We start from the raw sequence: 12,554 nt of genomic DNA on the forward strand, positions 1-12,554 counted from the left end.
TAGCCAAATTATTTGCTGCACTACCTCAATTTATCCAAATAAATAACCTGAATTTTTGGTTTTTAGGCAGCCATTAACAATAGACGCTGTTGTTCTGATAATCTTATAAATGGCTGTTTAGATTATTGAGTATAAGTGGAAAATCCCGGCTAAAAGTTTAATTAAAAAATTTCCGGCATTTCTGTGGCATCTCTGTTCAATTTAAGAAATATTTTTTAATTGATCATTTACCGTTTTAACTACAGCTAGTTTTCCAAGAATAATTTTGTCTGTCAACTTCATCATCACCTTCTGTTTCCTATTCGATCTTATGGTCGTCAATAGTTCAAGACTTTGTTTTAAAAGCTTCTTTGCAAGTTCTGCCGAAGTATATCCCTTATCATCAAATAGCTTCCTAAAAATTCTTTTCGATAAGGTTTCGGCAACAGCTACATCAGAAACATTTCCAATCTCATTGATAATTAGTTGTAATTTAAATCCGAAAAAACCGTCTTGAGGTTATTTTCCCTCTCTTTATCAAACCTTTGAAGACCTTATTCCTTTCAAGGTGTTTGTTTATGATGGCAAACAACTATTGCTGTAGAATCAATAAAAGCATTCTTTAAAAGCAATCCCTGTTATTTCGCCTCTTTTGCCTAGAAGGTAAGCAAATAAAAGAATAAAGAGATTCTTCTTTAAATAAACAAAGCGACTATAGCTCATTAAGCTTAGAAAATTTTTGTCTAAGTACTTATAACCTATTCATAAAAGGACTTAAATATTCAATAATGCGATTGATAAAATAAAATAATAATCCTTATTTAAATATTGGTTGTTGAAAATAAATAATTTAAATAATGTAGAAATCTTTTGTCATTTAAATTTTACTTCTTTTATTCATTAAAGATATAGATCCAAATTTTATCACTAGAGCTCATCGTAATGAAAAGGGGTTTTGGAAGGGCTAAGACCATCGAAGATCCTCAATAACCTTAAACTGATATGAATTGTTAATGCGTCCTTGTTTCACTTCTAGTTGGTTGGTTGCAATGTAGGGCGCCTTAAGAGTATTATTGGAAGCATGAGCCTGAGCAAGCGCTTCTGCTCCCTGATCATCGCTTATTTGATTACCACCAAGCTTAAGGACCATAAGGATGGTATTCAGAAAGAAGAACCAGAACAGATATTTCCGTTTCCCTATTTTTTATTTCCTTATATCTAAGATGATGTATTTGAAGAGCCGTATTGGAAGTAAGAGCTTTCGCGCCCCTGTCGCTTATTTGATTATCATTGAGATAGAGCTCCCTAATAGCCGTATTGGAAGCAAGAGCTTGAGCAAGCGCTTCCGCTCCTCTATCACTTATTTGATTATCATTGAGATAGAGCATCCTAACGGTAGTATTGGAAGCAAAAGCCTGTGCAAGTGCTTCTAATCCCCTATCGCCTATTTGATTATTGTTAAGCCAGAGTATCTCAAGAGCAGTATTGGAAACAAGTCCATTAGCAATAACTTCTGCTTCCTTATCGCTTATTCCCATGCCAGAAAGATCAAGCGAGGTGAGCCCAGACTCATTCATATAAAGTTGAAATAATAGTTTGAAGTCAATTTCTGGATTTTTTATTTCTTTTAAAATTTTACTGATCCCTTCTTTTTTGGTTATTTCTAAATCTAAAGCCGGGCATCTTGTAAAACTTCCTTTGAGATAGGGAGCACCTGTTTTGAAAAAGAGCGTTTTTAAGTGGGGATTTTTATCGGCTTTTAGGGTATGCAAAAGAGGAGCATCTAAATGAATCGAGGCAAGCGCTTCACACCTTATGAGTTGTAATTCTTCTAATTTGGCAAACTGCAAATAAGTAGGTGCGAGGGGAAAGCGTGATTTTTCAAACGCACGTAACTGCGCACAACGGTTTAAATAAAGCGTTTTAAGGTTAGGACAGCTCTTTTCAATTTCCTGAATGGTCTCTTCTTTAACAAAAGGGCAACCGTTTAAATTTAAATATTCAAGCTCAACATGCAAAAAAGATTTTAAAGTGGTGTGATCTAAAACAGCACAGTTCATCAAAGTGACTTTTCTGAGTCGAAGACCTTTATTTTTCATTAAAAAGATTAAGGCATTTAAAACGAGGCGCTGCCGCTCTCGATCGAGAGTTTTCCCTTTGGCCATGTGTTTAAAATCTGCTTCAATCCATTCCCCCTCTTTGTTTTCCCCAAACAGAACATGGGAAGAGCACCGACTTAAGGTAAAAGCAAAAAGCTCGCTCTGGGCTTTCTCGGGAGAGTATTCTTCGCGCTGTTGAATTTCTTCAAACGTTGGGGGCTTCCCAAAGCTGGCTGCGTCGGCTTGGGCGGAAGTGAGAGAAATGTCTACCTGACGATTGATCGCTTGCTGTAGCCTTTGTTTGGGATTTAAGCTGCTTGCGTTAGCTTGCCTATATTTAGAGTAAACCCAGCGGTCTAAAGTTTGCTTTTGACTGCCCCGTAAGTTGACGAGATAGTGTAAAAGATCGAGAGGGATGAGATCCTTTTTGTCTTTTAAGGCTTGGTTCAAGCAGTCTTGCAAATGGTAAAATTGAATAAGTAGATTCGTCACCGTCCCGCTGCGTAAAAGAAGCGTTCCTTTAAAGCGATCTTCACGATCTTCCTCGTATAAATTTTTTTCCTCTTCGGAGGTAAAAAGGTGAAGAGTGCGATAAGTCTCGTCTTTTTTGATTAAGTTTTCGAGCCAACTATTGAGGATGAGGTTAGGCTCTAAACGAAGAAAAGCCTGCAACACTTCAGGATCTAGGTGGTAGTTAGAAGGTAAGCAAAAAAGAGCTGAGGAAAAATGTACCTTATGTCCGACGAAGTGGTGGATGACGGGTTCGACAAAAGAAATATCGTTATCCACGCAGAAAATACGCCACGTCCCTTCTTCGACGACATAGTTCGAGAAGCGACCATCCCCAGGACGTGTCAATAAGGCAACAAGGCAAGCCCAGGTCAGTTGCTTGATTTCTAGCTGGTCAACGTTTTCTAACGTTTGCCCTTGAATTGTTTTTGAAATTAAGACGGGATACATCCGTTTTTTTCCTTTTACTTCGACCTCAAAGCGTGTTAGCTCAGTTGGAGGACTTAAGTGCCCCGCAATGCGTGCCGTCAGCGCATGGATGGCATATTCCAGCAGAGGATGCGTCGGTTTTTGTTTAAAATGCAGCTGGTATCCGCCATAGGAGGCACTCGCAACGGGGTGAGCGCTATTTTTGTATTGACGTTTGAGATTGCCTGTTTCTTCTAAAATTTGCTCGCTTACTGCTTGTCTAAGATACCGGGCATCAGGCAATGTTGGACAGCGGATTTTTACTTGAAAAGGACCGTCCGGTTGGTCGCTTGTCATCGCGAGAATCGCTTGTTGAAATTGCTCTTCTTCCAAGCGCTGGCTTTGTCTAACTCCGCTTGGATTAGGGATAGAGGCTAGATGAGCGCTTAACGCAGCCAAGTTTCCCTCCTCTGCATAACTATTCAAAACATTAAGATAGATTTCTCTTAGAGGTTCTGTAAATGTCATCTGGGAAAGCCTTTGATAGTAAACTTCATGCCAATGCCAAGCCTGATCAAACGCATTAGCTCGCTGTTTGGAAACTAGGTGATGCACGAAATGAGCGATCCAGGGCTTTAGATTTTCTATTTTATCGGGGTGTAGCTCTTCTTCATAATAAGCCTCTTGAAGTAGATCGATTTGCTGGAAATGAGAGCCCAGATCGGAAATACAATGCTTTAATTTGCGGTAAAGAGGGCGCAGCACAAGCCAATAAATTTTTACAAGGATTCCTTTTTCACTACCAAAATCTCCTATGCTAACTTCTTCTTTTTGTTCCTCATAAATAAAATGCAGGCCCACTCTTTTTAGGTAAATGGCCGCGGCCGCTTCTTGCAATAAGAAGCCACTTTCGACCGTGAAAATTTCTTTTTTTACAAGTGCGTCGATGAGATCGAGTGTATTGGATTCTTCCATGCCGAAATAAAGAGATAAATCATTTAAAAGATGATTGAGCAGTTCCGTATAGTGTTTTTTTAGATCAATGACCTTGTCTTGAAAAGGATCATGCCATATCTCTTCATAAGTTTTTAATCGGTCTGTCAGCAGCTGTAGCGCCTGGCTCTTGCGCCTGATTTCTCTTACTTGTGGCAACTCTTCATCGAGATAGGTACGCATTTTCGTTTGGTAGAGGTTAAAGAGCGTAGGGGTATTTTGATGAAAGGAAATTGTCTTACGCAGCGTATTACTAGGCGAATTAGATGAATAGTCCTCCATTTTTTGCATCTGAGCCAATCCATCGGGCGTGTTGATAAGATCGGTGACTATAGCTGGATTACCGCCAGAATCGATATGCAAACCGGAGCGGTGTTTAGCTGCGATGCAAGTAAAAACGGGCAACCCTTGTGCTGGATCTTCTCCTAAGCCTATCATCTGTAGTTCTAACAGACGGGCCAATTTCACAAAGTAAGATCGATGCTCAATCCCTTCAATGAGAATGCACCATTCCAAGTCTGAGCGGGGACAAACCTCTTCTTTGGCTAAAGATCCCATCGCCCGTAAATCATATAAGCAAGGGGGATCTCCTAAAATGGCGATGGCATCCTCGACTAAAGCGTGCAGAAAAGAGAGCAAGTGTGCGGAAACTTTTCTTTGAAAAGCACGCACCTCTTCTATCTTGAACTTTTGCAGATCAATCGTCTGATAGAGCGTGTGAAAATCTTCGCGATAAGTATCTAGTTCTTTTCGATATCTAGCCGTGACAAAACAATTAGTGGGAAGAGAGTCACTTGTTAAGTAATGGCGCATCGTTTCATGCAGAGTACGCAGCCCACTTGTCTCTATCCGTTCTGGTCCCCGTGTTACTAACGTATGCGAGACAACTGCATGCACTTGCTTATAGAATAATTTAATAAAAGCATACTTTTCACTCGTACAGCAGATAGGTTCAAAGCGCGTTTCAAGATTTGTGACGAGTTGCACGACTTGCTGGCTATCATTTTTCCCCACCGCTTGTTCTAAACGCTGCTTAAAAATACCAAGAGACGTTGAAGCGGCTTTAAAAAGGCGCGAAGCTAAATATTGGAGATCTGAGGAATCCTTCGAGATAATCTGAGCCTTTCCTACATAGTGAATGGCATCGATGAAATATTTAATTTGTTTATTCTCTTGCTCCTCTTCTTTTCCTTTTTTATAGTGCCACTTGGCCAGCTCGATAGCTAGTAGCTGTTGGTGTTGTGTAAAACAAGAGCTTGATGTCATATAGAGTAGTAAACGTAAACTCTCTTCCACCTCTTGAGGAGCATTTATAACAGGGATGAGCGTGCAGAGGCAGTCAAAAGCCTTTTCAAGCACTTCTTTTTCTACATGAAGTGGTAAATAGGCCATGAAAACATTAAACTGCTCGATGGCTTGGGAATATTTTTTCTTTATGATAGTCGCCGCAATCGCATCGAGGATATCTAAGTATCGAAATTTCGATGGCTGTTCACTAAATGATGGGGAGGAGAATAGAGAGGGGATAGAATGAGTGCTTTGCATGATTTGACTATCCTTTGGTTAAGAAAAATTCGCGCTAGGAGTATATTATCAGAAAAAAACACCCCAAAACAATTTAAAATTTGAAAAATTTACTATGAAGATTTAACCAAAGAATGAAAAAAATTAGGTTGCTAAAATTTCGTTCAATTGTTAAAGCTTGTGAATCTAGACCCCTAATCGATCGACCCAAAATCCTATCAAGCTAAAAAATAGAAATTTTATTCAATATTTTACTTTTCAATTCCAACTTGTGACAAATCTTCTGAAATTCCTTCGCAGCTAAGAGATGGCTCTTTCAACTTTCCACCTACGCTTTTATAGCTGAAACACTTTTCTCAATTACCTATCTGGGCTTTTTACGCCTATACATCCAGGGATAAATTTTACCCTTTAATAACTTGTCTTTAAAGTGCTCAGTATCATCACATCACCCTTATTTGCTTCAAAAACTGGGAAAAACTCTAGCAAATTTCTGGCATTATCTACACGCTTTCCACCTTAACAGTTGATGTTGATTTCCAATTTCTCTTTTTCAGTAGTCATATTTAATTGAGTTTTTTCAACCAATCATCCAAATTGTTTAAGAGCTTACGTAAACTATGGATTTGAACTAATACAATTTCTTCCCGAGTTTTATTAAACGCTTGCTGAGCTTGAGCAAATAATTTTTGCGCTTCTTCATAAAGTTTAGAAGTTTTATTTTTTTGTGATTCAAATTCACATCCACTTTCAGATACTAATAATTAAATATCAAAAAGTTGCGCTCTTAACTTGTCCACACTCGGAACCATAAGCATGAAATTATCATTAATCTTCTTTAAAAATTCTCGATTGGCTTCTTCTATTATCTAGAACATTTCTGTCCCAGCTTGCGCAACTGAATAAACTGTCAAACTTTAAATTGATTATTGACCTGAGCATAAATCCTAAAAAGTTCCTTCGCACTAAAACAAATGTTTTATTCTACTTATGAGAAAATCTTCGTCAAAATGTTTTTAACACCCTTAAAAAAACAGTACTTATACATAAAATACAAGCGCTATGTTGGCTGATAAATTTATTGCTTTCTCTAGGCAAACAGCAGCCAATCAGCTTTTCAGCTGTATTATAAATGCGTTAGGGGAGAAAATGCCTTTTTTTATCGATTTTTAAATTAGACTAGATTTAATTATGTCCATTTTATCTTTTTTGATTCTATGTAAACAGGATAATATTAAAATTTAGTTATATAAATTCAGATTGTTTGGTTATTATTTTATAAAATAATACATTAATATATTTAAAATATATAAAATTACTTATAATTTTTATATTGGAAAACAAATTCAAGTATTTTGTGTATAAATACATAAAATGATATAGATCTTTTCAATCACAGATAATTCCATAGGAATTGTAATTTCATTTTCAGCATTTTAAGAATATGAGGGGATATGTTAATGACAGTAAGTTGGGAAAAAGTTAAAACTTATCAGGATATTAAGTTAGAAAAAACAGAAGATGGAATAGCAAAAATTACTATTAATAGACCTGAGGTGCGAAATGCTTTTCGTCCTGAAACGATTCAAGAAATGCAAGAAGCTTTTGATATCTGTCGTAATGACTCAACAATTGGCGTGATTATATTGACGGGAGAAGGGCCTCACGCGTTTTGTTCAGGAGGTGATCAAAGAGTTCGTGCAGAAGAAGGCTACATTGGACAAGACGGTGTTCCACGTTTAAATGTCTTAGACTTGCAAAAACAAATTCGCTCTTTGCCAAAACCTATCATTGCCATGGTGGCTGGTTATGCAATTGGAGGTGGGCATGTCTTACACATCGTTTGTGATTTAACAATTGCAGCAAATAATGCACGTTTTGGGCAAGTTGGGCCAAAAGTTGGATCATTTGACGGTGGATTGGGAAGCAGTTATTTAGCTCGTATTGTAGGGCAAAAAAAAGCGCGAGAAATTTGGTATTTATGCCGTCAATATGATGCTAAAGAAGCTTTAGAAATGGGACTTGTCAACTGTGTTGTCCCTTTAGAGCAGCTTGAAAAAGAGACTTTAAAATGGTGTCGTGAAATTTTACAGCATTCTCCCTTAGCTCTTCGTTGTTTAAAAGCTTGTTTGAATGCTGATTGTGATGGACAAGTAGGTCTTCTTGACTTAGCAGGTAATGCGACCATGCTTTATTACATGACTGAAGAAGCTCAAGAAGGGAAACAAGCATTTTTAGAAAAACGGAAGCCTAATTTTAATCAATTTCCTCGGTTACCTTAAAAAAGGTAAAGGTGTTTCTAATGATTGATCAATTGACAAGGCTAAAGCCATGGATGTTGGCAAGCAGGCCAAGAACTTTACCGATTTGTTTAGCGCCTATCATGGTAGGAACTTTTTTGGCGTTTGCTATTGTGCAGAGAATCGACTGGTTTTTAGCAACTTCCTCATTTTTAAGTGTATTATTCTTACAAATTGGAACGAATTTAGTCAATGATGCCCTTGATTTTCCAAAAGGAGCGGATACAAAAGAGCGTTTAGGGCCGAAAAGAATGACTCAAGCGGGCTTACTGTCATTTAAACAAACTTTTAGAGGTGGATTGATATGTTTTGGAGTAGCCATCTTGATTGGTACTCCTTTAATGATAACAGGGGGATGGCCCTTTGCCGCTATTTTATTTTTTTCTATTCTGTGTGGTTATCTTTATACAGGAGGCCCCGTTCCATTAGCTTATCATGGCCTTGGGGAGCTTTTTATTTTTATTTTCTATGGACTCGTTGCCATTCCCTCTGCTTTTTATTTGCAAACAAAGTTTGTCAATCAAACAGTATTTATTGGTGCGATTCAAATGGGATTTTTAGCCATGATTCCTAATGCCGTGAATAACTTAAGAGATAGACAAAGCGATGCGAAAGTTGATAAAAAAACGCTTGCGGTTCGTTTTGGAACAACATTTGCATGTTGGGAAATTACTTTCTTTGCAATTATTCCTTTCATTATCGGCATTGCTTGGTGGTTTGTTAACCAGCCTTATTTAACACTATTTCCTTTAGGATCATCACCTCTCGCTTTTCGATTAATTAAAACAATTTGGGAAACTAAACAAGGAACTTCTTATCAAGCTAGTTTTGCGCAAAGTATTTTGTTAATTTTTAGTTTTGGTTTATTATTGACCGTAGCTTGTTTGATGCGTATAGCCGAATGAACGTTGGAAATAATTTGTATGAAAATTGATTGGATAAGTTCCGAATCAAGAGTTTTTTTAAATCCCAGTTATGGCGTTGAGAAACAACAATTTTACTTAAAAATACTCAAGAAAACCGAAAATCTTGATAGTCACTTTTGGCTTTCTACGTCGGGTTCCACTAGCCAAAAATGGGTTGGTTTATCCAAAAAAGCAATTTTAGCTTCCGCTGAATCTGTGAATAAACATATTGAAGCCAACTTTTGTGATCGCTGGGTGACTGCCTTACCCGATTTTCATGTCGGAGGACTTGGAATTTGGGCTAGAGCCTTTTTGAGTGATTCTCAGGTTTTTGATTTTAAAACAATTCAAAATGGGAAGTGGGATCCTAAAATTTTCTGGAGTTTTGTAAGGGAAATGAAAGGAACTTTAACGGCTTTAGTCCCGACTCAAATTTATGATTTAGTGCAATTAGCTTTACCAGCTCCCAATAGTTTAAGGGCCGTTATAGTAGGAGGGGGAAGGTTGTTACCTGACTTATATAAGAAAGCTGTTGAATTAGGGTGGCCTTTAATGCCAAGTTATGGTTTGACAGAATGCTGTTCTCAAGTCGCGACAGCTAACCTTGGAAGCTGGCAGTTTTCCACTTATCCCTCTTTGCAAATTCTAACTCACATTAGTGTGAGAGAAAGGGATGGACATTTGGAATATAAAAGCCCTTCTTTACTTACCTGTTATGCCTATTTTGAGCAAGATCAAATTTATTTACACGACCCAAAAGTTGAGGGGTGGTTTAGATGTGGGGATCTAGGCCATCTACAAGGGAATATATTGAATGTGAAAGGTCGCTCTGATCATTTGCTTAAAATTGGGGGGGAAAGTGTTGATTTGAGTCAATTAGAGGCTCATTTGGAATCAATTTTACTAAAAAATTCTTCTGCTGGAATGGCTGTCTTAGTGGCGGTACCAGATGAAAGATTAGGAAATATTTTATATTTAGCTGTTGAACAAAATAAGCGGGAGATATTAAAGCCATTAATAGACCTTTATCAGCAAACAGTTCTTCCTTTTGAGCGGATTCGAAACGTTATTGCTGTTGAAAATATTCCCCGTTCACCTCTAGGGAAAATATTAAAAAGCGAGCTGATTAAATTAATAACTTTGAGCGAATAAACAAATCCTCAAAAATATAATTCTAATTGGCTTTTAATTTCATTGGGGATTAGAAGTTTATCCTTACTTTGTCGATTACAAAATACGTGAATGGTTTTGACCATGCAACAAAGTCGATCATTTTGAATAAATTCATAATGAATAGAAAAAGAGCTTTGTTTAATTTCTTCAATACTTAGTTGAACTTGACACGAAAGTCCTGCTAATAAAGGAGCTTGGAAAGAAGCTTCAGCGTTTTTGATAGGGACAATCCAAGAAGGATTTTGAAACCATTGTGCCCACGAGCAACAAAGTGCTTGTACGACGAAGCTTTCAAAAACTTGGTGAGCTAAAGTAAATGTATGTCCAAAAAATAGAATCCCTGCGGCGTCTACATAATGAAAAGGAATGAAAATTTCTTGTTTAAAACTAACAGAAGGCATCTTTTCTCAACATGGAATATGTTTATATATCGTTTATTTCATGGGTTTAAAACCAGTAATGATCGTTGCAATACCTCCTGCTAATGAATAACGACCCGTATTAATGAATCCCGCTGTTTTTACAAGTTCTTCCAATTCACCTGGGGGAATGAAAGTATGGATGCTTTTTCTTAAATATTGATAAGCATTTTCATTGGCCGTTAGCCATTTTCCTAATAATGGAAGTAATGTCTTTAAATAAAGTTGATGTCCTATTTGAAGAAATTTATTTTCAGGGCGTGTTAATTCTAAAATTCCCAGGCAACCACCGGGCTTTAAAACTCGATAAGTTTCTTGAAGAGATTGAAGAGGGTGGTGAATATTACGAATTCCATAAGCCATCGTTGCACAATCCATCGTTTGATTCGAAAAAGGAAGGCGCTGAACATCTGCTAAAACGTATTGAAATGAGTGAGGTGTTTTCCCAAAACTTTTTGCTTTTTCTTCAGCACAAGCTAACATTTCAGAAGAAAAATCAACTAAATAGGCTTGACAAGGGGCTGAAATTTGGTTGAGATAGCTAAAAGCTACATCTCCTGTCCCTGCACAAAGATCAAGCAAGGTATGAGAAGTTTGTTGGGATTGAACTTTTTTGACAAGTTCTAGATTCCATCGTCTATGAAGACAGAAGGAAAGAACAGCATTTGTCCGATCGTACTGTTTAGCAATACTATTAAACATGATTTGGATCGTCTGAGGGCGATTTTTATTGTAGTTCGACATGAAAATAGCCTCGTATTTAAAAAATCTAGGAAACAATCATTTTTTTATTGTTTGGATAAAGGATTATTTAATTCATCGGAGGTTTCTTGTAAGTTTTCCTTCGTTTCAAGAATGTTTTGTTCGAGGGAATTTGAACAAAGATCGCACGAAAGTACTGATCCACAAGTATCCTCTCGTTTTTGATGAGGATCTCTACCGCAAGCTCCTCTTTCAATTTTTGTCTTGCCTGTAATCAACCAACCAATAGCTAAACAAGCAATTGCGATAACAATCACTACAAAAGCAATGACTAAAGTAACAAATAAATTGGACACTCAAATCTCCTGGTAAATTTGAAGATAAGATAGCAAAGGAGGGGATAGTGTGCAATCTTGAATCTTATAGCTTGGCCATTTCTTAGGAATTCTTTTTGCTTTAGCAATCTATGCTTAAATTTTTTTGCTAAAATTTAGTTTTTTCTGACATTGTAAAATACAATTGAGGCATAGATAGAATGTTTTAGCTTGCATACTTAATAAAATTTTTTTATTTAATAAATTGGTTTTAGAAATATTTTATTTCGATTTAATAGGTGTGTTGAATAGCATAAATTTAGTTCGAATTTGTTTTGAATAGATAGCAATAAGTATAAGATGATGACTATCAAATTTTATTATCCCCAAACAGAGGAAAGTTATGAAACTTCAGCTATTTTTATTTGCAACTATTTTGAATATTTTGCCGCTAGTTGATGTGCCCGCAACTGAAGAAAAAAAGCCTGCCAATAGTGAAATACCACAAACCCAAGATCTGGTTAATCAAGTCCTTACATTTGCAAGAAATCATCAAGACTTTAAAAATCTTTATTTTAAAGAACATGAGCATGAATTTATTCGTTTAGCTGAACAAGGGCAAAATCCCCATACGTTATTTATTGGTTGTAGCGATTCTCGCATGGTACCAGATTTGATTTTAGGGACAAAGCCTGGAGAATTATTTGTTATTCGTACGGCAGGAAATTTTGTGCCTCCTTATGATCAAAATGGTTGGGATGGCGTTTCTGCCACTATTCAATATGCTCTTGAAGCTTTAGATGTTAAGCATATCATTATTTGTGGTCATTCGCATTGTGGAGCTATTAAAGGTTTATTTCAGACGATTAATTCAACTCAGCTTGGCATTTTAAAGCGATGGCTTCAATTTGGTAATGAAGCTAAAGAGGCTACAATGAAAATTGTTAAACCAGAAACGTCTGAAAAAGATTTGTATACTGTTGCAGAACAAATTTCAGTTGTGTATCAACTAGCACACCTTATGACATTTCCCGCTATTAAGAAAAAAGTAGATGAAAAAACTTTAGACTTGCATGGTTGGTATTACAAAATAGAAACAGGAGAAGTTTCATATTATGACCCAGAAACTTTTGTTTTCAAACCTTTAAAAAAGTTAAAAACTCAAGCTCTTCAGTCGATATTGAATTAATTTCATTTTATCAAAAAAACTCTGTTTAGATTCAATTAA

9 protein-coding genes and 1 pseudogene are annotated in these 12,554 nt (G+C 36.7%); 4 read left to right on the forward strand and 6 right to left on the reverse strand.

Annotated elements, in window-relative coordinates:
• Positions 1-62: 62 nt before the first annotated feature.
• The 3 genes and pseudogenes from TY19_RS12565 to TY19_RS01665 all read right to left on the reverse strand — a co-directional run.
• Positions 63-794, reverse strand: a pseudogene (locus TY19_RS12565) (transposase); the annotation flags it as partial.
• 149 nt (positions 795-943) lie between these two features.
• Entirely contained in the window at positions 944-1,129 is a 186-nt protein-coding gene (locus tag TY19_RS19460; RefSeq protein WP_042279452.1) for a hypothetical protein, read from the reverse strand.
• Positions 1,119-5,534, reverse strand: a complete 4,416-nt coding sequence (locus tag TY19_RS01665) for a DUF294 nucleotidyltransferase-like domain-containing protein (protein ID WP_042279455.1) — start codon at positions 5,532-5,534, stop codon at positions 1,119-1,121. The genes TY19_RS19460 and TY19_RS01665 overlap by 11 nt, the downstream gene beginning before the upstream one ends.
• 1,433 nt (positions 5,535-6,967) lie before the next feature.
• On the opposite strand from TY19_RS01665, the gene menB reads away from it, so the two are divergent.
• From menB to TY19_RS01680, 3 genes are read left to right on the forward strand one after another with little or no spacing between them, the layout of a single operon-like run.
• Complete coding sequence (gene menB, locus TY19_RS01670; RefSeq protein WP_042279457.1) at positions 6,968-7,795, forward strand: 1,4-dihydroxy-2-naphthoyl-CoA synthase; 828 nt, start codon at positions 6,968-6,970, stop codon at positions 7,793-7,795.
• A gap of 20 nt (positions 7,796-7,815) precedes the next feature.
• Positions 7,816-8,718, forward strand: coding sequence for a 1,4-dihydroxy-2-naphthoate octaprenyltransferase (gene menA / locus TY19_RS01675; RefSeq protein ID WP_042279460.1), 903 nt, complete (start codon positions 7,816-7,818; stop codon positions 8,716-8,718).
• A gap of 18 nt (positions 8,719-8,736) precedes the next feature.
• Positions 8,737-9,870 carry an AMP-binding protein gene (locus TY19_RS01680; RefSeq protein ID WP_042279464.1) on the forward strand — a complete coding sequence of 378 codons (1,134 nt, stop codon included), beginning with the start codon at positions 8,737-8,739 and terminating at the stop codon, positions 9,868-9,870.
• Between the two features lie 8 nt (positions 9,871-9,878).
• On the opposite strand, the gene TY19_RS01685 is transcribed toward TY19_RS01680, so the two are convergent.
• The 3 genes from TY19_RS01685 to TY19_RS01695 are packed head-to-tail and all read right to left on the reverse strand — an operon-like array spanning position 9,879 to position 11,368.
• Complete coding sequence (locus TY19_RS01685; RefSeq protein WP_042279466.1) at positions 9,879-10,292, reverse strand: acyl-CoA thioesterase; 414 nt, start codon at positions 10,290-10,292, stop codon at positions 9,879-9,881.
• 33 nt (positions 10,293-10,325) lie between these two features.
• A complete protein-coding gene (ubiE, locus tag TY19_RS01690; protein WP_042279468.1) occupies positions 10,326-11,054 on the reverse strand; it encodes a bifunctional demethylmenaquinone methyltransferase/2-methoxy-6-polyprenyl-1,4-benzoquinol methylase UbiE in 729 nt (242 codons plus the stop codon).
• 44 nt (positions 11,055-11,098) lie between these two features.
• The gene (locus TY19_RS01695; protein WP_011175609.1) at positions 11,099-11,368 is read right to left on the reverse strand and encodes a hypothetical protein; all 270 of its coding nucleotides are present in this window, start codon (positions 11,366-11,368) and stop codon (positions 11,099-11,101) included.
• 361 nt (positions 11,369-11,729) lie between these two features.
• On the opposite strand from TY19_RS01695, the gene TY19_RS01700 reads away from it, so the two are divergent.
• Complete coding sequence (locus TY19_RS01700; RefSeq protein WP_052354722.1) at positions 11,730-12,515, forward strand: carbonic anhydrase; 786 nt, start codon at positions 11,730-11,732, stop codon at positions 12,513-12,515.
• The last annotated feature ends 39 nt before the right edge of the window (positions 12,516-12,554 follow it).

The sequence above is a fragment of the Candidatus Protochlamydia sp. R18 genome (assembly GCF_000648255.1).
GTDB lineage: Bacteria > Chlamydiota > Chlamydiia > Chlamydiales > Parachlamydiaceae > Protochlamydia > Protochlamydia amoebophila.